At 60.2% G+C, this 21,189-nt stretch carries 13 protein-coding genes and 1 pseudogene; 7 read left to right on the forward strand and 7 right to left on the reverse strand.

What is annotated here, in order from left to right; all coding sequences use genetic code 11:
• The 4 genes and pseudogenes from GBM95_RS05045 to alr form a co-directional block, all read right to left on the reverse strand.
• Positions 1–292, reverse strand: a pseudogene (locus GBM95_RS05045) (IS1634 family transposase); the annotation flags it as partial.
• A gap of 248 nt (positions 293–540) precedes the next feature.
• Positions 541–1,323 carry an urease accessory protein UreE gene (locus GBM95_RS05050; RefSeq protein ID WP_152158092.1) on the reverse strand — a complete coding sequence of 261 codons (783 nt, stop codon included), beginning with the start codon at positions 1,321–1,323 and terminating at the stop codon, positions 541–543.
• A 138-nt stretch (positions 1,324–1,461) separates the two neighbouring features.
• Positions 1,462–2,847 carry a DNA repair protein RadA gene (gene radA, locus GBM95_RS05055; RefSeq protein ID WP_152158093.1) on the reverse strand — a complete coding sequence of 462 codons (1,386 nt, stop codon included), beginning with the start codon at positions 2,845–2,847 and terminating at the stop codon, positions 1,462–1,464.
• Positions 2,847–3,935 carry an alanine racemase gene (alr, locus tag GBM95_RS05060; RefSeq protein WP_152158094.1) on the reverse strand — a complete coding sequence of 363 codons (1,089 nt, stop codon included), beginning with the start codon at positions 3,933–3,935 and terminating at the stop codon, positions 2,847–2,849. Before alr ends, radA begins: the two co-directional genes overlap by 1 nt.
• 197 nt (positions 3,936–4,132) lie before the next feature.
• Here alr and lplT point away from each other — a divergent pair, with 197 nt between their 5' ends.
• On the forward strand, positions 4,133–5,449 hold the full coding sequence (lplT, locus tag GBM95_RS05065; RefSeq protein ID WP_152158095.1) for a lysophospholipid transporter LplT: 1,317 nt from the start codon (positions 4,133–4,135) through the stop codon (positions 5,447–5,449).
• An 83-nt stretch (positions 5,450–5,532) separates the two neighbouring features.
• Here the strand turns inward: lplT and GBM95_RS05070 are convergent, their stop codons facing one another.
• The 3 genes from GBM95_RS05070 to GBM95_RS05080 form a co-directional block, all read right to left on the reverse strand.
• Positions 5,533–8,826, reverse strand: a complete 3,294-nt coding sequence (locus GBM95_RS05070) for an AAA family ATPase (protein WP_152158096.1) — start codon at positions 8,824–8,826, stop codon at positions 5,533–5,535.
• Entirely contained in the window at positions 8,823–10,115 is a 1,293-nt protein-coding gene (sbcD, locus tag GBM95_RS05075; RefSeq protein WP_193222580.1) for an exonuclease subunit SbcD, read from the reverse strand. Before sbcD ends, GBM95_RS05070 begins: the two co-directional genes overlap by 4 nt.
• A 103-nt stretch (positions 10,116–10,218) precedes the next feature.
• Positions 10,219–11,736, reverse strand: a complete 1,518-nt coding sequence (locus GBM95_RS05080; RefSeq protein WP_152158098.1) for an FAD-dependent oxidoreductase — start codon at positions 11,734–11,736, stop codon at positions 10,219–10,221.
• Between the two features lie 633 nt (positions 11,737–12,369).
• Here GBM95_RS05080 and GBM95_RS05085 point away from each other — a divergent pair.
• The 6 genes from GBM95_RS05085 (at position 12,370) to GBM95_RS05110 (ending at position 21,097) form a co-directional block, all read left to right on the forward strand.
• The gene (locus GBM95_RS05085) at positions 12,370–15,480 is read left to right on the forward strand and encodes a molybdopterin-dependent oxidoreductase (RefSeq protein WP_152158099.1); all 3,111 of its coding nucleotides are present in this window, start codon (positions 12,370–12,372) and stop codon (positions 15,478–15,480) included.
• 27 nt (positions 15,481–15,507) lie between these two features.
• Positions 15,508–16,395, forward strand: coding sequence for a 4Fe-4S dicluster domain-containing protein (locus GBM95_RS05090; protein WP_152158100.1), 888 nt, complete (start codon positions 15,508–15,510; stop codon positions 16,393–16,395).
• A gap of 9 nt (positions 16,396–16,404) precedes the next feature.
• Positions 16,405–17,124 (forward strand): cytochrome b/b6 domain-containing protein, encoded by a 720-nt coding sequence (locus GBM95_RS05095; protein ID WP_152158101.1) that lies wholly within the window; start codon positions 16,405–16,407, stop codon positions 17,122–17,124.
• A 257-nt stretch (positions 17,125–17,381) separates the two neighbouring features.
• Positions 17,382–18,350: a formate dehydrogenase accessory protein FdhE gene (locus GBM95_RS05100; protein WP_152158102.1), complete on the forward strand. Its 969-nt coding sequence runs from the start codon at positions 17,382–17,384 to the stop codon at positions 18,348–18,350.
• 54 nt (positions 18,351–18,404) lie between these two features.
• Complete coding sequence (fdhD, locus tag GBM95_RS05105; protein ID WP_226963164.1) at positions 18,405–19,298, forward strand: formate dehydrogenase accessory sulfurtransferase FdhD; 894 nt, start codon at positions 18,405–18,407, stop codon at positions 19,296–19,298.
• Between the two features lie 197 nt (positions 19,299–19,495).
• Positions 19,496–21,097: an AAA family ATPase gene (locus GBM95_RS05110; protein WP_152158103.1), complete on the forward strand. Its 1,602-nt coding sequence runs from the start codon at positions 19,496–19,498 to the stop codon at positions 21,095–21,097.
• Positions 21,098–21,189: the final 92 nt, after the last annotated feature.

The following is a 21,189-nucleotide window of genomic DNA, read 5'->3' on the forward strand; positions in this document are numbered from 1 at the left end:
CATCGATGCCCGATTCCTTTCCGGCCCATTCGAGAATTCTCTGTAGTCCGACATGCGTGCGAACAGCATCAACAGGAGGCTTCACAACCTCAGAACGCGATTTTTTGGGGCGGGTCGGGATCATTTCGGTTGTTCCGGCAAGAATTTTTCCAAGAAGTCGGGTAGAGATCGTCTTGGTTTTCTGCGTCTTGGCGTCGTAGCCGGTAACTCGTTCATACACGTAAACATCGCCATTCGGGCGGGTTTCACGACGAATACCAACATGCGTTTTTCCGGTGAGAGGGCGTCCCATGATTTACTCCAATAATGTTTCTATATTATATCATACGTACACTATTGAAGTCAACAAAAAAGTCCGTGAGTTTCACGGAATTTTTATTGGAAAACTCATTTCTAAAGAGCTTTCGTGAGGGCTTTCGACGACTTTTAGGACAAAAAAGCCTCTGACCCGAAAGCAGAGGCTTTTTTTTGTGTCATCCGACCCGGTGCAAACGCCGGCGGGAGTTGTTTCCTCCCGCTTCCGCCTGCGGTCAAAAGCAGTTAATGCTTCGCCTCGTGGTCGTGGCCGCAACAGCAGCCCTTCTTTTCTTCGTGATCGTGATCGTGGTCGTGACCGCAGCAGCACTCGCCTTCGTCATGATGGTGATGATGTCCGCCGCAGCCGCATTCACCTTCCTCGTGGTGATGGTGGCCGCCGCAACCGCATTCCTCGTGATCATGGTCATGCCCGCCGCAGCAGCATTCGCCTTCGCCGTGATGGTGGTGATGACCGCCGCAACCGCATTCGCCTTCCTCGTGGTGATGGTGGTGACCGCAGCCGCAGCCGCACTCATCTTCATCATGGTGGTGGTGATGTCCGCCGCATCCACAGCCGCACCCGCCTGCAGGTTCGCGGAACTGAATCGGATCAAAGGGTTCCTCGGCTTCCGTCACTTCGAGACCCACCATCTGAAGCATCTTGGCGAGGTTGGGGAGCGGAAGGACGGAGAAGCCTTCGTCAATCTGAGCCAGACGAACGCCGCGGTTGATGAGCGCGCCTGCTGCTTCGCGGAGAACGTTGAGGTCGCCCGTGACGTGGAGCACCTTCTCAACGGCCGGACGAACAGCCCAGAAAGCACCGGTTTCATCAACGAAGAGATCATCGACCTCAAGCGGACGAAGATCAGCAGCAGCCACGCCCACCGTCACATCGCCCGTCGGGGTATGGATGGTCTGCGGGAGCTCCGCGCGCTGAGCGGAGGTGAGGGGAAGCGGATGAGCCTTGTCAAGGAGAGCCTGCGCGGGAGCAGCCTGCGCGGGAAGAAGCTTGGTAAGCGTCGTCATGGAAATACTGTCCTGAAATATCAGAGTTCCCGAAGCTTCTCTGAAGCAGCGAGAACTCGAACTAAAAAACTTGTCTATTGTACGAAAAGGAACGGCAGGCCGGCCTCCATCTTTCGGAGTGAGGCTTTTGCCCATGCGCTACGGAAAAATTGCCGCCAGCGCATCCGAAAGACGGTCGACCGCAATAACCTCGAGCCCTTCAATCGGCTGCTTGGGCGCATTGGCGCGCGGAATGAGCGCCTTTGAAAATCCGAGCTTCGCGGCTTCTCTCAACCGCTCCTGACCTCTCGGCGCCGGACGTATTTCGCCTGCGAGCCCGACTTCGCCGAAGATGACGAGGCCGCGCTCGAGGGGCTTGTCGCGCCAGCTCGAGCAGATCGCCGCAAGCACGGGAAGGTCCACTGCGGTTTCAGAGATCTTCACGCCGCCCACGGCATTGACGAATACGTCCTGATCAAAGAGCGCCACGCCCGCGTGCCGGTGAAGAACGGCAAGAAGCATCGCCAGTCTCTGGTTGTCGACGCCGACGGCGAGACGGCGCGGCGCCGGCGAATGCGTTTCGTCGACGAGCGCCTGAATTTCCACGAGGAGCGGCCGGGTGCCTTCCTGAGTGACGAGAACGGTGGAGCCGGGAATGTTCGACTTGTATTCCGAAAGGAAAATCGCCGAAGGGTTCGTTACGCCCCTCAGTCCATGATCCGTCATCGCGAAGACGCCGAGTTCGTTCACGGCGCCGAAGCGATTCTTGAATGCCCGCACGAGACGGAAGTTCGAATGGGTGTCGCCCTCAAAGTAAAGCACCGTATCGACGATGTGCTCGAGAATGCGGGGGCCGGCCAATGCGCCGTCCTTCGTGACGTGCCCCACGAAAAAGAGCGTGGCGCCGGTGGTCTTCGCGATGCGGGTGAGCCTTGCCGCGCATTCGCGCACCTGAGAAACCGATCCCGGAGCGCTGTCGAGCGCACCCGAAAAAAGCGTCTGAATCGAGTCGATCACGACGAATTCGGGCTTCTTCTCCGTAATCACCGCTTCGATGTGCTCGAGCTCAATCTCGCTCATGAGCTGCAGCCCCTGAAGCGGAAGCTGGAGGCGCTGGGCGCGAAGCGCAATCTGACCGGCGCTCTCTTCGCCCGAAACGTAGACGCATCTGACCCCGCCCGCAACAAGCCGAGCCATGACCTGCAGAAGCAGTGTGGATTTGCCGATCCCGGGGTCGCCGCCGATGAGAGAAACGCCGCCCCGGACGAGGCCGCCGCCCATCACGCGGTCGAATTCCGAGAGCCCTGTAACGACGCGGGGGGCCTCTTCGGCCGTGACGTCGGCAAGATCCTGCAGCGCCCCGGTCGTATCAACGAAGCCCCGGCCCGCGCGCTTATCCGTACCATAGCGCCCGGCCGCACCCGTCGGAACCTTGAATTCCTGAAGCGTATTCCATGCGCGGCAATGCGGGCACTGGCCCTGCCACTTGACGGTCGTACCGCCGCATTCGGAGCAGACAAACTCAACCTTATCGCGCTTCGCCATCAGGCATCCTCTCTCAGTACGATCGGCACGCGGCGCGCGAGCGCGCAGATGAGTTCATACCCGATCGTGCCGCAGCAGGCCGCAACGCGATTGACGGGAAGGTGCCGCCCCCAGAGCTCGACCCGGCTCCCGAGCTGTGCTGCCGGGATGTCGGTAATGTCGATTTCGAGCATGTCCATTGAGACCGACCCCGTCAAGGGCGCAATCTGACCCTCAACCCAGACGGGCGAGCCGTCCGGCATGGAGCGGGGATAGCCGTCCGCGTACCCGCAGGCCACCACCGCGATGCGGGAATGGCGTTTGGCAATCCAGCGCGATCCGTACCCCACGGCTTCGTCCGCTGGAATTTCCTGAATCGCGATGATCTTCGCGGCAAGCGTCATTGCCGGGATGATTCCGAGCTCTTCAGAGGAAATATGGCTGTCGGGGCTGACGCCGTAGAGCGCTACGCCCGCGCGCACCGCCTCGCCTCCCACCTCCGGGTGGAAGAGAATGGCGGCGGAATTCGCCATGCAGGCTGCCGCACCTCCGCGCGCGAGCCTGCCCATGCGGGCGAGCTGCTTCTCGACCGTAGCCGGGCGGTCGCCGAAATAGGTGGGTTCGGCATTCGCAAAATGCGTGACCACATCCATCACGCGCACGCCCGGAATGGACGTGAGCTCGTCGTAGACGGCATTCACCTCCACCGGGAGAAACCCCAGCCGGTTCATGCCGGAATTCACCTTGATGTGGCAGCGCACATCCTTCACGCCCGCCTTTCTGAGGAGGTCGATCTGCCAGAAGGAATGAATGACGGTCTCGACCTTGAGCGACTCGAGCCGCTCAATGTCGGTGGCGTCGAAAAAGCCTTCAAGGAGAAGAATTCTCTTCTGCCAGCGGCAGCGGCGGGCAAGCTCGGCATCGCAGAGGTCGATGGTGGCGAGACCGTCCGCATCGGCAAAGGCCGTCACGGCATTTTCGAGCCCGTGGCCGTAAGCATTCGCCTTCACGACGGCCCAGAGCGTGCGGCCCTCGGCCTTGCTTCGCATCACGCTCAGATTGTGGCGAAGGGCATGGAGATCAATTTCAGCAAATATTGGGCGCGGCACGGCTTTATGAAGCTCCGGGGAAATGAGAACGAAAGGGAAATTTTCGCACCTTGCCGCTCAGTTCGCCTTTTTCTCTTTCGCAACGATCTGTAATGGCCGCCGCACGCCCGGAGGGGAAGCGCTCAAAATGGCTTCCCAAGACGACGGGAGTCAACGTTTGTTAGACTCTCCCGATTCAATAATTGCTGGGCTTTTCAATGAATCGCGGCTTTTACACCATCATGGCGGCGCAGTTTCTGTCCTCGCTTGCGGACAATGCGCTTCTCATTGCTGCCATTGCGCTCCTCACGAGCCTGGGCGCGCCCGACTGGCAGACGCCGCTCCTCAAGCTCTTTTTCGTTGTGAGCTACGTCCTTCTCGCAGCCTGGGTCGGCATCTTCGCCGACTCGATGCCCAAGGGCCGCGTCATGTTCCTCACGAACGCCCTGAAGGCGGTGGGGTGCCTCCTGATGCTCTTCGGCGGACATCCGCTCCTCGCCTACGCAATTGTCGGCATCGGCGCCGCCGCCTACTCTCCGGCCAAGTACGGCATCCTTACGGAGCTTCTTCCCGCGGAGAAGCTTGTCGTTGCGAACGGCTGGATTGAGGGCCTGACCGTCGGCTCCATCATCCTCGGCGTGGTGCTTGGCGGGGTCCTTATCCGCCCGGAAGTGGCGCAGCCGATTCTTTCCATCTTCCACCTCAATGCGATCGGTCTCGCGAGCTTTGCGGAAGGCGCCATTTTTGCGATCACCTTCGTCTACATTGCCGCTGCGCTCGTCAACCTCGCCATCCCGGATACGGGCGCGCGCTACCCGAAGCAGAAGTTTGATCCGTACGATTCGATCAAGGGGTTCCTCAGAAGCTGCTCGCTTCTCTGGCACGACCGTCTCGGACAGATTTCGCTCTCCGTCACGACGCTTTTCTGGGGCGCCGGCGCCGTGCTGCAGTTCCTCGTTCTCAAGTGGTGCGAGCACGCTCTCGGCATGAACCTTTCCGAAGGCGCCATCATGCAGGCCGTGGTGAGCCTCGGCATTGCCGTGGGCGCCGTGCTTGCCGCCGCGCGCGTTCCGCTCAAGAGCTCCCTCAAGGTGCTCCCGATGGGGATCTGCATGGGCATTCTCGTCACCATCATGGCCTTCTACACGCGCGACTGGGCGCCGGCGGGCGGACTCTCGCTCTTCGGCTTCTCCCTCTCCTGGGCGACCCTCATTGCCGCAGCGGGCATGATTGCCGTCGGCATCTGCGCGGGCTATTTCGTCGTTCCCATGAATGCGCTTCTGCAGCACCGCGGCCACGTGCTCATGAGCGCCGGCCGCTCGATTGCCGTGCAGAACTTCAACGAAAACCTCTCCATTCTCGTGATGCTCGGCGTCTATGCGCTCCTCATCAAGGCCGATCTCTCGGTGCCGATGACGATGCTTCTTTTCGGCGCCTTCGTCATGGTCTCCATGGCGCTCGTTATCGTGAAGCACATGCGCAACCAGAAGGAATTCGACAGCACCCATCTGATCGGCGAAGAGAAGCGCCATTAAGGCGCCCGGCCTTTTCAGGTGCCTGAAGTTCAAAACGCCTCGCGGAGAAAATCGAATTCCGCGAGGCGTTTTTCATTCCTGCGTCAATCCCGCTCGAGCCTTCTCACGCCCGGTCCGGAAATATCGCTCAGGCCCGATGAGCCTCTCGGCTTCACGGTGATTTGCACGCCCACGCGCTCGCGAACCGCCGGCACGTGGCTGATGAGGCCGATGAGCTTTCCAGATGTCTGCTGCAGCATCTCGAGCGCATTCAGAGCCTTCGAGAGCGATACCGGGTCGAGCGACCCGAAGCCTTCATCGAGGAAGAGCGTATCGACGCGCATCCGGTTCGTGCTGATGCGCGAGAGCGACAGTGCGAGCGCAAGCGACACCATGAAGGTTTCGCCGCCCGAAAGATTGAAGGACGTTCGCTCAATGCCCGCAAGCTCAAGGTCCCTCACTGCAAGATCAAGCCCGTTCTCGCCCCTGGCGATGAGTTCGTAGCGGCTCTGCATCTGCCTCAGAATCAAATTTGCTTCATGAAGAAGAAGTTCGAAGGTGAGCTTCTGGGCTGCCTGCCGGAAGCGGGCGCCGTCCTTGCTGCCGATGAGCGCATTGAGACGCGTCCAGAGAAGCACCGTTTTCTCGGCCTTCCCGAGCGCTTCGGCGGCGTCCCTTGCTTTCGATCTTGCATCATCGTCCGCATGAAGCCGCGCTTCGAGGCTTCCCTTAAGCTCAAGCGCCGCCTTCATCTTCCCGTCTGCGTCAGCTTCTTCGGCTAGAAGCTCCTCAAGAGGAGAATCCCTGCGGGGCGATTCGAGGAGCTTCTCCTCAGCTTCGCGCGCGTTCTGAGCTTCCTTTTGAGCTCCGGCCCAGCGAAGGTCGTGCGCCCGGATCCCGGCTTCAAGCGCCTCAATCTCTTCCCGCGGAAGGAATGCGCTCTTCACTTCCATTTCGTTCGCAAAGCCCGCTTTCTGAAGCGCTTCCCCGAGCGCTGCCGCTGCGTCCGCCGCAGCATCCTCGTATTCCTTGCGGGCCTTTTCCTCGGCTTCTCGCTTGATCGCTGCCGCCTGAAGGTATTGAACCGCCTCCTGATGAAGCGCGCCCGCCTTTCGCGTCATCCGGATGCATTCCGAGAGCTTCGTCTGAAGGGCCTCTCTTTCCGCTTTCGGATTGCGCTCGCCGAAGCGATCCTTTCTTTCCGCGCGCTGCTGATTGAGGCGTTCTGAAGCCTCTTCGAAAAGGGTCCGGGCTTCCTTCCGGTCGAGCGCGAGCTCTGCCGTCTTTTTATCCGCCTCAATTCTCCGGGCAGAGGCCGACGCGGCCTGCACCCGGGCGCGCTGCAGCGACTCATGCGCTTCGCGGACGGCCTCGGCGCGCTCGAGCAGCAATCCGGCTTCCGCGAGGGCATCCGTCATCCGCCAGCCTTCCGGCATGTAAGCCGCCATTCGCGTTTGAAGCGCATCAAACCTGCCGGCGGCGTCATTTTCTTTTGCCGCGAGGAGTTCATTCTTTGCTCGGACATCAGCAGATTTCTGCGCAAAGACATCATCAGCCAGCATGGCGGCGCGGTTCGCCTTCTGAACCTCTGCTTCTTTTTCCTTTTCCCGCTTCTGAAGGTCTTCAAGCGCCTCCTGCACGGCTCCCGCCTCAAGAGACCACTCTTCGACGCCGTTGAGACGAGCTTCAATCTCCTCTCTGCTTTCCTTTTCGAGGCTTCCCCATTCGCGACGGAGCTTCAGCCTGCGGGCTTCGAGAACCTTCAGGGCCTCGGGCGGCATGCCGGGCGCGAATCCGAGGAGCGCATCGGTTTCAAGAAGCCAGTCCTTCGCCCAGAGCTTGCCCGTGAGTTCCCTGGTTTCAGCGATTTTCTGCGAGAGGGCATTTCCTGAAAATGCAATCCCCGCCTCTCTTTGCGCCTGAGCGACCTCGCCCCGGAGCACTTCGAGAGCCTTTTCCTCACGATCCGCATCCTCGCGCTTCCTTTCGCGCGCGAGAGAATATTTCTTCAGTTCTTTATCGAGCGCCGCCAGATCTTCCCGATCCCGCTCGAGCTCGAGAGAAAGCTTCTGCGCCTCCTTGGCCTGTTCAGCTAAAAGCGGGGCCTCCGTCACAAGCGGCTCATCCGGCGCGCGCGTCTTCATTTCCGCGAGAAGCTTCTCTTCTTCCTCCTTCGCTTTTCCTTCTGCTTCCCCGAGCGCCCCGGCTTCCCTTTCGGATAGCGCAAGCCTCCTCTCGGCATCCTTCATGCGCTTCAGAGCCTCATCACTGCGAAGCTCGAGAACTTCGATCGATTTATCCATCGCTTCGATCTGATCGAGTTCCGGCTCTGCATTCTGAAGCCGGTCGCCGGCATGCTTTTCGGCCGCCTCGGCCTCCCTGACGGATTTCTCGAGGACGTCAGCTCGACCTTTGGCTTCGAGGGCCTCTGCGGCGAACTTTTCGGCATTCTTCCCGTGAAGCAATGCCTCCGCAAGCGCCTTCTCCCGGACGCTGATGAGCTGGGCGGGCTCTGCTGCGCGTCTGGCGTCGGCCGCGCGCGTTCTCTCGCCCCGGAGCTTCTCGCGCTCTGCTTCAAGACTTCCGAGTTCATGATCCGCACGTGCCTTCCTCGAGCGCGCTTCAATGAGGGATTTCGACCAGGCAATGTCGAGCTTCAGTTCCTGAAGAGCTTTCGAGAAGGACTCCGCCTTCGTTTTCTGAAGGTCAGCCTCGGCCGAGCGGCGGTCCTCATCAGAGAGCACCTCAACGCTTCTCATACGCTCCTCAAGGAGCACCTTCTTGTCCTTTTCTTCGGTCATGCGCTCGAAGACGCGCTCGCCGATCAGGGTGTAGATCTCGGTTCCTGTAATTTTTTCGAGAATGTCCGCACGATCCCTGTTGTTGGCGCGAAGGAGCTCCGCAAAAGCCCCCTGGGCGAGCATCGCGCTTCTCGTGAAGGCCTTCAGATTCATGCCGAGAATGCGCTCGAGCGCGAGCTTCCACTCGCTCTTCTGCTCGGCAATGATTTCGCCGTCAACCGCATCGGGCGACGCGAGGCGGACAAGCTCCACCTCGTCGCCCGAGATTTTGCCCGTGCGCTTCACGCGCCGCGACCAGCGCGAACGATAGACGGCGCCGAAGGATTCAAAGGTCACCTGAGCGCTTGTCTGATCGGTGTTCTTTGTGAGCACCATGCAGGCGTCGTCCTTCTTCGCGGTCTGAACGCGCTCCTCCATGCGGGGCGTCGTGCCGTAAAGCGCAAGCGTCACCGCATCGAGGATGGAGGTCTTGCCGCTTCCCGTGGGCCCGCAGATTGCAAAGATGCCGCTCTCGCGGAATTCCGGCGCGCGAAAGTCGATTTCATGCACGCCGCCCAGCGAATTCACATTCTCGATTCTGAGCTTCAGCAGTTTCATTCCCCGTCCTCCTCAGCGCTTTTTTCTCCCTGCGCGAGCTTCTCGCGCAACTTCGCCTTCTTTTCCCGCTCAAGGATCTCGGCGCGCTCGAGCGCCTCGAGAAAGAGGGGCGTAAGGGCCTCGCGCTCCTCTTCCGTCACGGCGTTGGCTTCCAGTACGGATTTAAAGACCCCGTCGGGAGAAATGTCGTCGAGGCTCTTCACGGGTCCGGCGTCTCCCGTTCCGTCGAGGAGAAGCTTCGGCCTCACGGCAGAAAGGTTGACGCCCGCTTCGCCGGCAGCCCGGCCGAGCTCGGAAACGAGAATCCCCGCATCCATGGGGTCGCCTTCGTAAATGGCTTCAAGGATGGCGCCGGGCGATTCGCTCCCGGCAGCCTCAATTTTCGCCATGAGTTCGCCCAGGTTCCCCCGGATGCGCATCACCCGGCGCGGCTGCGGCACTTCGATTTCGGTTTCCGTGAGATTCCTTCCGTCAAACTCGAGCTCGACGACGACATGCCGGTCCCCGGCGCCGCCGATGTCGAGCGCCAGGGGCGACCCCGAATAACGAACCGGAATTTCCGCGGAAACCTTCTGCGCGCGGTGAATGTGCCCGAGCGCAACGTAGTCCCAGGCGCTTCCGAACACGGCTGCGGAAACGTTTCTCAGACTCCCCACGTAGACGCCTCCGTCGGAACCTTCGTCAGGCCCCGCGACCTTCGCTCCGGTCACAAAGAGATGCCCGGAGGCGATCATCGGGACGTCTGCGCCTGAAAGCGAAGTCTTAAGCGCTTCAAGCGCCTTTGCATAGTGCTCCCCGATGCCGCGCCCCCAGGCAGCCGCCCGGGCGGCATCGGTGTCGTTTTCTCCAGAAAGACGCACGTCGCCTTCGCGCAGATAAGGCACGGCCGCAATGCCGAGAAGGGGCGCACCGTCTTTATCCCGGACGATGCAGACCTCTTTTTCAGCGGTGCTTCCCGCCACAAAGGTTCTCACTACCGAAAGGAGCTCCCGTGGAGCGCGCAGAAAGCGCTGCGAATCATGATTCCCGGCAGTGACGACGATTTGCCTGAGGCTCGTCTTCGCCGCTTCCGTGAGAAAGCTGTAGTAGAGGCGCTGCGCGTCCGCGGACGGCATCGTCGTATCGAAGATGTCGCCGGCAACGAGGAGAACGTCAATGGACCGGGCTTCAATAATCCCGAGAAGCCACTTGAGAAATGCTCTGTAGTCGGCCGTTCTGTCGACGTCGGCCAGCGTTTTGCCGAGATGCCAGTCCGATGTGTGAAGAACGCGGATGGTGTTTTGAGACATGCGTGCTTTCGTTCCTGAAGGAAATTCAAAATTCATTCAGGCGAAAGTCTAGCCGCCTCATGCGGCAGAATGCGACGCAGGGAATCCGACAGCCGTCTTCAGATCAGCCGGCCTTGACTGCGGGCTCAGCACCGGCCCGGGTGCTTCCGGACAAAGCGCTCCTCGCGGCATTGGCGCCGGCGATGCGGCCGAAAACGATGGCGCCCGAGAGCCCGAGGTTGTCGAAGCGCTCGCGCCCCCAGAGACCGCCCGTCGCTTCGCCCGCGGCATAAAGCCTCGGGATGAGGCCTCCGGTCTTCGATTCCACGCGCGAAGCGGCGTCGACGGCGATGCCTCCCGGCGTGCCGTGATAGGCCGGACGCACCTTGATCGAATAAAAGGGCTTCATCGTGAAGGAAGCCGACGCGAGCAGGCGCTCGAACGCGCAGTCGTGCAGGCACCGCGTTCTGCGGCAGCAGTCGAGCGTCGTCGCGAGCGTGCTGAAGTCCGCATCAATGGTGGCGGAAAGCTCAAGAATGGAATCGTCCGAATGGAAGTAGACCGGAGAGAGGAGATCGTCCCTCAGGGCCCGCGCCGTCGCGCTTGAACGATCGATAAGGAGCCAGGCGCTCGCGCCCGGCTGCTCGAGCATCGCCTGCGAAATCACCTCGGGTTCGGCGAGTTCGTTGACGAACCTCCTGCCGTCCGCATTGACGAGAATGGCGCCCTCGCGCCTCAGCGCCATCGGAATGATCTCGCCCGAAAGCGGAAGCGTCGTCGGCTGCATCACGACGGAGTCGAGGTCGAGGAACTTGGCGCCCAGGTTGTTGGCGAGCCTCAGGCCGTCCCCCGTCGCTGAAGCGGCGTTCGTCGTCATGAGTACGGGCGCATTGGGGCAGAGCCTCGAAACGGCTTCAAGACTTCCGGCAAAGCCACCCGTCGCGATGACGACGTCGCGGGCTTCAACAAGTACGGACCTGCCGTCGGCGCTCTCGGCATGAATGAAGAGCGAGGAGCCCGCCGCGCCCTGCTCAAGCTTCATGGCTCTCATCCGGGTGAGAACCGGAATGTTGTGCTGTTCAGCGCGGTAGAGCAGGTGCCGCATGACCTCAACGCCGAGCGGAACCTGATTGGACGGCCGGCACTCCCAGATATGGTCGAGCCCGAAGCCCTCGGTGCGCTCCGAGAGGTTGCAGCCAAGGGACTCAAGCCACTTCACGGCATCGGGAGACCCTTCGATCAGGATGCGGCTCAGCTCTTCGTGCCCGGTCTTCCCGCGTGCAAGAACCTGCTTCAGGAACGTCTCGCGCTCCCGGGCAATTTCGCTCCTCTCCTTCGCCGAGCGGACATCCTTCGGATCCTCGGCATAGAGCATCGCTTCACAGGCGAGAAGAGAGTTCCCGCCCACCATCGGCATTTTTTCCACCACGAGCACGCGCGCGCCCGCCTCATGCGCGGCAATGGCCGCGGCAAGCCCGGCGGCCCCGCCGCCGATTACGGCGACATCGCACGAGAAGTTGCAGCAGTCCGGCCTTTCGGCCGCCTTGAGCGAAGCGGGAAGCGCCGGCACTCCGAGACAGCCCGCAAGGGCGAAAAGTCTGCGGCGCGTCATCGCGGCGCATGGGAAAACATCGGGGGTCATGTGAAGGGATGGAGAAACTAGCTAGCGGGAAAACCCTGATACCGAGAAGAATAGCAAACTGCCGTCCGCCCTGCCGCCGGAGCTCTCGTCGCTCGGTCTCAAAAGCATCAGCCTCCATCCGAACTTTTCAGGGTTAATCCCTCAGCGGGTAAACCCTCTCGCTTGGTTTTTGTTTTTGTTTACCAGTTTGATAGATATTTTCTATTTAATGTTTATTTGATTTATATCAAATTTAAGAATTTATTGCAAAGAGAGTTCATCGTTTCGTTATTCATCTGCGGAATATCGGCAAGTGCAGATGCTTTCTGCGATGGAACCCGTCAGATTATTTCTACGTACCTACTTTAAGGTAGAAATGGTGGCAAACGACGTAAATGGCGTCCGTCGAACTCTACGCATTCCGATGGTTCGGTTTAACCGCACGAATGATTTCCTCCTGTTCGGCATATGCGGAAAATCGTGCCCATCGGCCCTCTTAAAGCTTTCAGCGGCAGGCGCGCTTCTCTTCCGAAGCAATCCCCCTGAAAAGCCTTTCGTCGATCAATGACCCTTTCCGGCCTCAGAAGGATATTTCCAAGAAAACGAGCCCGGAAATTCAAAGTGAAGAATCAAACTCCCCAAGAAGGAGGACTCATGGAAGTTACCCGCAGAAGTTTTCTGAAGCGCGGCTTTTTGCTCGGCGCCTCACCGGTTGCCGCTGGGCTTGCGAGCACTGCCGCGATGGCGGTCCCCGTTCACAAGAAGCCCTTCAAGCTCGCGAACGTTCAGGAAGCATTCAACATCTGCTGCTACTGCTCCGGCGGCTGCGGCACGATCGTTTCGGCCAGAAACGGCGAACTCATCAACATCGAAGGCGACCCGGACCATCCGGTGAACCTGGGCGGCCTCTGCCCGAAGGGTTCGGCCCTCTGGGGTCTGCGCAACATCGTCACACCCGACCGCAAGACTCAGATCAACCCTGGCCGCGTTCTCTATCCGATGGTCCGCCGTCCGGGCAAGAAGGACTGGGAGCGCATCAGCTGGGACGAAGCGATCGAAGGGATTGCCCGCCATGTGAAGAAGACCCGCGACGAAACCTTCCAGAAGACGGAGGACGGCATCACCGTCAACCGTACGGAAGGCTTTGCGGTTCTCGGCGGCTCGCAGATCAACAACGAAGAATGCTGGCTTCTGCAGAAGTTCACCCGCGCGCTCGGTTCGATCGCGATCGACAACCAGACCCGCGTCTGCCACTCGTCGACCGTTGCGGGCCTCGCGCCTTCCTTCGGCCGCGGCTCCATGACCTCGCACTGGTGCGACTTCGCCAACTCCGACGTGATTCTCTCCTGCGGCTCGAACAACGTCGAAAACCATCCGCTCTCCTCGCGCTGGGTTGAACGCGCTCAGGACAAGGGCGCGACATGGATCGTCGTCGACCCGCGCTTCACGCGCTCGGCGAAGAACGCCGACCTTTACAGCCCGATCCGTCCGGGCACCGACATCGCCTTCTACGGCGGCCTCATCAACTACATTCTTGAGAACCACCTCTACCAGGAGGAATACGTTCTCAACTACACGAACGCCGCCTGCATCCTGAGGAAGGACTTCAAGTTCGATCCCAACACGGGCCTCTTCTCCGGCTGGGATCCGAAGACGAAGAAGTATTCCGACGAAACCTGGGGCTACGACGTCGACCACTTCGAGAAGTGGGACACCTCGCCCACGGGCGAATACGCCTGGGTGAACAAGCCCGGCACGCCGAAGTTCGAGCCGCCCGAGCTCGAGGTCCTCAAGCGCGACATGACGCTGAAGGACCCAATGTGCGTCCTCAACGTTCTTCGCCGCCACTATGCCCGCTACACGCCTGAACTCGTTTCGCGCGTGACCGGCATGGACATCGACGTGATGAAGAGAATCTGGGAGGTCTACGCCTCCACCGGCAAGCCCGGGAAGGCCGGTTCGATCCTCTACGCGCTCGGCCAGACGCAGCACACCTACGGCTCGCAGAACTGCCGCGCGATGTGCATGGTTCAGCTTCTTCTCGGCAACGTCGGCATCCCGGGCGGCGGCATCAACGCGCTGCGCGGCGAACCGAACGTTCAGGGCGCGACCGACGTCGCCTGCACGGTGCCCGATCTTCCGGGCTACCTCAAGTGGCCGACGGTGCCGAAGCACCTCACGCTCGCCGACTACTGCCACAAGGAAGCCTATGCGGCGGGCTACTACTCGAACAAGCCCAAGTTCATGGTCTCCTTCCTGAAGGAATTCTTCGGCAAGAACGCGACTTTTGAGAACGACTACGGCTACGACATGCTCCCGAAGATCGGTCCGAAGCTCCCGGCCTCGGCCTGGACGACGATCGGCACCTTCCACATGATGCGCGACGGCAAAATGAAGGGCTACTTCGCCTGGGGCATGAATCCGGCTCACTCGACGCCGAACGCCAAGTTCGCCCGTCAGGCGATGGCCAACCTCGACTGGATGGTCTGCGCCGACTGGTTCGTGACCGAAACCGCCTCCTTCTGGAAGGCTCCGGACATGAAGCCCGAGGACGTGAAGACCGAGGTCTACTTCCTCCCGGCCGCGCTCATTTACGAAAAGACGGGCTCGATCTCGAACTCCGGCCGCTGGGTCCAGTGGCGTCAGCAGGGCATTCTCCCGCCGGGCGAATGCAAGTCCGACTTTGAAATCATCGAGCGCCTCTTCGCGAAGATCCGCGAACTCTATGAAAAGGAAGGCGGCGCCTACCCCGACCCGATTCTGAAGGCCAACATGGACTACCGGATCGACGGCAAGTACGACATCCGCGCCGTCTGCTGGGCGATCAACGGCTACACCGTCGCCGACGGCAAGCTCCTCCCGGGCTATGCGAAGCTCGGCGCCGACGGGTCGACTGCCTGCGGCATGTGGATCTACTCGGGCTACTACAACAACGAGGCCGAAAAGCTCGACCCGATGAAGCAGCCTCTTGCCCGCCGCTCGAAGAGCGACCCGACCGGGCTCGGCCTCTTCCCGCAGTGGTCCTTCGCCTGGCCGGCCAACCGCCGCGTGCTCTACAACCGCGCTTCGGCCGACACGAAGGGCCGTCCCTGGAACCCCGACAAGGTCTTCGTCGAATGGAAGGACGGCAAGTGGATCCAGAACGACGTGGGCGACTTCAATACCGCGAAGGGCCCGGACAACAACGCCTTCTTCATGACCTGGGAGCAGAACGCCCGCCTCTTCGCCTATCCGATGGCGGACGGCCCGCTGCCCGAACACTTCGAGCCCTTTGAATCGCCTGCGAAGAACCTCCTCAACAATGCCGAGCAGAATCCCTGCGCGCTCTTCACGGACGACAAGTCGGCGAAGCGCGGCACGAAGGAAGAGTTCCCGTACGTGGTCACGACCTACTCCGTTACCGAGCACTGGCAGACGGGCACGCAGACCCGCTGCATCCCGTGGCTGAACGAGCTCATCAGCTGCAACTTCATCGAGCTTTCGCCTGAACTTGCAGAGGAAAAGGGCATCAAGAACGGCGACGTCGTTCGCGTCTGGAACAACCGCGGCTCCGTCAAGGTCCGCGCGATGGTGACGATCCGCATCAAGCCGATGACGATCGACGGCAAGAAGGTTCACGTGGTCGGCATGCCGCACCACTTCTCGTGGGCCGGCACCTTCGCCACGGGCGACAACATCAACGACCTGAGTCCGAATGTGGCCGATCCGAACAGCTTCATTCCGGAATACAAGGCCTTCCTCGTCAACATCGAGAAGGCGAACTAACCGGCCGGACCCACAGGAGACAACCAAATGGCAAATACGAAAGAAGTCGCGATGCTCTTCGACGCCTCGCACTGCACCGGCTGCCGCGGCTGCCAGGTGGCGTGCAAGGAGTGGAACGTGCTGCCTGCACGGCTCGGACTCAATGCAAATCCCTTCACCGGCTCCTACCAGGGCCCGATGGACCTCAACGGCGACACGCGCCTCATCATGACCTTTGATGAGAAGCCCTCGGGGAACAAGTACCACCCGATCGACTGGGCCATCGGCCGGCGTTCCTGCTACCACTGCACGGACCCGGGCTGCGTTCAGGCGTGCTCCTCGGGCGCCCTCCAGAAGAACGAGAACGGCGTGGTGACCTTCGACACCGACAAGTGCAACGGCTGCACCTTCTGCCAGGCCGCCTGCCCCTTCGACGTGCCGCGCTTCCGTCCGATGGACGGCAAGATCGACAAGTGCACGCTCTGCATGGATCGACTCGAACAGGGCAGCAAGCCCGCCTGCGTGCATACCTGCCAGCCTGAGGCGCTCGACTTCGGGCCGCGCGAGGAAATGCTCAAGAAAGCCCATGCCCGCGTCGAATTCCTTAAGAAGAAGGGATTCGCTAAGGCTGAGGTCTACGGCGAGAACGAATGCGGGGGCCTGCACGTCATTCAGGTCTGCGCGCTCGGTCACGAAGCCTACGGTCTGCCGACCAACCCCGAACCCAAGAAGGTGATCAACGCGATCGACGTGATGAAGCCCGTCACGGCCGTGGGCGCTGCCGCCGTCGTGGGCGCGCTCGCCGTGTCCTTCCTCGCCAACCTCGGCTACCGCAGAAAGGCGGTTACCCTTGAAGAGGCGAAGGCAAGCTGGACGCCTGAACAGCGCGCGAAGGCTGAGGCCGAAGCCGCCGAAATCCGCAAGGCTGCTAAATAAGGAGAGATCATGACCCGTTATATCCAGCGTCACTCGCTTCTGACGCGCGTCACTCACGGCGTGGTCGCCATCACCTGCATCCTGCTCGCGGTGACCGGCCTCTTCGTCTTCTGGCCCGAGCTCGGCGGCTCGGTGATGGGCGGCGAATTCACCCACTGGATGCGCATGCTGCACCGCATCATCGCCATCCCCTTCATCCTGATTCCGCTTTACGCGGTCTTCCGTTCGCCGAAGGGGTGCGTGCATCTCTTCAAGGAAGACATCTTCGGCAAGTGGGATAAGGACGACTACCTCTGGGCGATGAAGTTCCCCTTCTACCTCTTCTTCCCGTCCAAGGTGCACATGCCCCCGCAGCACCACGTGAAGTCCGCGCAGCGTCTCGCTGACGGCGCGCTCGTGTTCTTCTGCATCATCATGGCCGTCACCGGCATGATCCTGTGGCTCAACACGGGGCTTCTTCCGAACGGCGGCATGAAGGTGGCCTTCAGCACGGACGTTCTCCTCTGGGCGCGTCTGCTCCATGACATCTTCTTCGCTCTCACGGTGATCGTCGGCATCGCCCACATCTACCTGGGCGCGGGCATCTTCGAGCCCTACAAGGGCACGGCCCGCATCATGTTCGGCGACGGCAAGGTGAGCGAATCGGACGCTCTCTACCACTGGGGCTACTGGGCCAACCAGGAGCTTACGAGCGGCAAGAACGTCACCGTTGAAAAGGACGGCAAGTAAGTCTCCGGACTTTCCGGGGCTCCCGCTGAGGAGCCCCGCATAAAGCACGCTCCGCCCGCTCTAAAAAGGTTTTCCCCGGAACCTTCTAAGCGGGCGGGGAGTGCGATGAAGCCTTTTCATTGAGACTTCATCGCACTCCCCCGAGAGAGTGCAAGGACGGGAAGAAATGCTTCCCGGCGCTTCCGGCCGCGACGGCTATGATTGCCCAGCGGATCCGGGACGAGGAAAGACCCCTATACAAACGAAAAGGAAAAATCATGAATTCGAAGTCGATCGAACGAGCCCTTCAGCGCTACCGTGCCTATAAGGACGAAGACGTTCGCACGCGTCTTGAGATCTTCGGGCCGCTTCTTCTTGAAGCCGCCGCCCTTTCGAATTCCCTCACGGACGAAGATTCAACCATCGTGCGCGAACCCACTGAAGCGGAAATCCTCGCTGCCGCCAAAGGAGGCGCGACGCTTCTTTCGCTCGATCTGGTCCGCATCCGTCCGGATTCCTTCAGGGCCGGGCTCGAACGTCTCGGGAAAGTCCTTCTCGGGACGCTCAAGCTCGATGAAAAGCTTCATGCTGAAGCGGAAGCCTTCGACTGGACGCCCTTTGCCTCTGCCGACTTTGTCGACGCCGCCTCTCTTTCGCCCCAGGACGCCCTCGTGATGGCGGAGAGACTCACCGCAAACATCGACGAGGCGCTCGCCGCCGTCTGGGTCTACCCGGTTCTCGGCATGACGATCCGCGCCTTCCTCGACAAATTCGCCCGCGACGCCTCTCAGGCGCTCGCGCGCACCGAAACCGGAGCCCCGTCCTTCGACCGCAGAACGACCTGCTTCTGCTGCGGGTCGGAACCCGACATTGCTGCGGTTGCCGCCACTACGAATCGCGGCAACGTGAAGAAGCTCTACTGCTCGACCTGCGGCGCCTCCTGGTCCTTCGAGCGCATCCGGTGCGCCCGCTGCGGCGATGAAGCCCTGTCGGACCTCTCCTACGTGAGCGATGAAGCCGACGACACGCACCGCCTTCACATCTGCACCAACTGCCACGCCGCGATGCCGACCCTCTTTGCGGGCGGGGACGAACTCACCTTCAACCCCGACGTTGAAGGGATCGTACTCACGGGCCTCGAGGAGGCTTATGAAGCCGCCGTTACTCAGGGGACCGTCCCGCAGAAGGTGTTCAAGCAGGGCGACGCCACGCAGGCCGGCCGCGGCCCGGGGCGCGGACTGTACTAAAGACCGATTCCGGATAAACTTTTCCTGACACTCTTCGAAGGCAAGGAGAGCATCGTGAAGAACTTCATGACCGGCACCGACAGCATTCCGTTTCTTCCCGGCACTTTCGCCCCTGAAATTGATGGGGCGAAGGAAGAGGAAGCCCTCGGCGCGCGCCCGGCGGAAATCATCCGCATCGCGGGCTCAACCTCCGGCCCCGACACGGACTGGGTGGCTGAGGAAGTTCCGGTGGCGCTCGTCTACAACGGCATTTCGCACGCCGTCATGATGACGACCCCGACCATGCTCGAGGACTTTGCCGTGGGCTTTTCGCTCGCCGAAGGCATTGTCAGGTCGCTCGAGGACATTCATGACATCGAGGTGACGGACGGCTGCCGGGGCGGGAAGAACGTCAATCTCACGATTTCATCCGAAGCTTTCTGGAAATTGAAGGAGCACCGCCGTTCCATGACGGGCCGTACGGGCTGCGGCATCTGCGGCACGGAGTCGCTTGACGACGCCATGAGGCCGACGCCGGTTCTGCCCTTCACGCAGACCTTCGACATGGAGCATTACGGCCGGGCGCTCGAATACCTCCAGAAGGTCGAAACCCTCGGATCGCTCACCGGGTCGACTCACGCCGCCGCCTGGGTGCATCCGGACGGAAGCCTTGCGGGCGGCGCCGAAGACGTCGGCCGCCACGTTGCACTCGACAAGCTCCTCGGCCTTCGCGCGCGCCGGGGGTGGACCGACGGCGCCCTCGTCATCAGCTCCCGCGCCTCCTATGAAATGGTTCAGAAGGCCGCAATGTGCGGAGTTGAAATCATTTTTGCGGTTTCCGCGCCCACAGCGCTCGCCATTGACGTCGCGAAGCGCGCCGGCATTACGCTCGTTGCCTTCTGCCGGCGCTCGCGCGCCAACGTCTATACGCATCCCGAACGCCTCATCGGCATCGGGAGTCGTGCGTGAATTGCGTGACGCACACATAGTTTTTTGCTGACAACAAATTCTTTCCTCCCGTCTCGGGATTTTGAGGACGCCGGCACTTTGCAGACGTCCTCGTTTTTTCTATCGTTTTCCTTCTTCCTGAGGACAGGCCGTAGTTTTCCACGGCCTGTCGTAGACTAACGGAGTCTCTTCAGATTCCTTCGCTTTTCCCGAGTTTTATGACTGAAAACGTTCCTGCAGCCAATCCTCTTTCCACAGGCATTGCCGATTTTGTCGGACTGCTTCGGAAGGGAATGATTTATGTCGATAAAACCGATCTGATCGTTGATCTTGTGAACCGAGATCAGTACGTCTTTCTCTCTCGCCCGCGCCGCTTTGGTAAATCACTACTCATTTCCACGTTGAAAACGCTTTTTACGGAAGGCGCCTCAGCTTGCCAGGGTCTCAAGGCCGAAAAACTTTGGACGCGACCGAAGCGAAAAGTCCTCCATCTGGATTTTTCAGACATGGTGTTTCAAAACCATGAAGAATTTCTGCAGGCCTTCGATGAACTCCTCACGATGGCCATTGTAGAAGCGGGTTTTGAGGAGCCGAATGTCCCGGCAGGCAATCCGCTCCTTAAGTGGCGCATGTTTCTTAGCCGCCTCGAGCCGGTGAGTCTGGTGCTCCTCGTGGATGAATACGATTCGCCGCTCTCCGCCGCTTTGAATGAACCGGAATTGTTTGAATCCGTCCGAAGCACGATTTCCGGATTTTTCATCGCAAACAAGAAGCAGTCTGGAAAGTTCGACTTCACCTTCATAACGGGAATCATGAAGTTCCCGCAGGCATCCATTTTTTCCGCCTTCAACAACATCGTCGACATTTCTCTTGACGAACATTTCGGCACGCTACTCGGCTACACCGAAGCGGAGATACGCAGCTATTTCTCGCCGTATCTTGAAAAGGCGGCGCTCTACTTCGGTCTGACGGTCGATCAACTCATCAGGGAAATGGCAGAGCACTATGACGGCTACTGCTTTGAGGCGACGGCCACGAAGCACGTCTTCAGTCCATGGTCCGTTCAAAACTTCCTGAGACGCTATCCGGAGGAGCAGTTCGGACGATACTGGGTTAAGTCCGGCGGATCTCCTCGGCTCCTCATTAATTTTCTGAAGGAAAATGGCGAGCTCAGGTTTGAAGCCTTCGACAAGCCTCAGTACGCGAAGCGCTCGGAACTTGAATCCTGCGCGCATATCCTCGAACTCGATCCGAAGCTCCTTCTGACGAATGTCGGCTACCTGACCATTAAAGGCAAAGAGAACGGGCTTCTCGTCCTCGGCTACCCCAATCAGGAAGTGCGTGAGTCCTTTGCTGAAATCCTTTCAACGGCCTACTGGCCGCAGGATCTCATGCGTTCGCAAATTGCGAGGCGCTTTGTCCACGGGCTTGAAGCCGGCAATCCGGATCACGTTCTTGAATCATTGAACGAGCTCATCCATCGCCTTTCCTACCAGGGCATGCAGCATCCGAACGAGGAACTTATTCGGCAAATCGTGCAGGTCTTCTGCGAAGGCGCCGGTCTTGACGCGAGCATTGAGCGCGTTTCTCCCAGCGGGCGAAGCGATCTTGAGCTTGAAACCCGAAAAACCGATGCGGTGCTTGAATTCAAGATGGCGCAAACGGAAAAAGAGGCGCCTCGTCGCCTTGAAATGGCGCTCGCACAGATTGAAGCGTGCCGATACGGCTTCAAGCGCCCGGGGCGTCCGCTCCTTCGTCTGGGTCTGGTGTTTGCAAAGGACACAAAGCGCTTTGCTGCTATCGGACGGCTTCCCGATTAAAGCGCTCCGGGCTTCTCCCCGGTGATGCAGGTTCCCGGCTTTCTGAAGAGTCTATTCCTGACTTATTCAATCAAGAATAGAATTACCCCATC

The organism is Sutterella seckii, from assembly GCF_009183815.1.
Taxonomy (GTDB): Bacteria; Pseudomonadota; Gammaproteobacteria; order Burkholderiales; family Burkholderiaceae_F; genus Sutterella; species Sutterella seckii.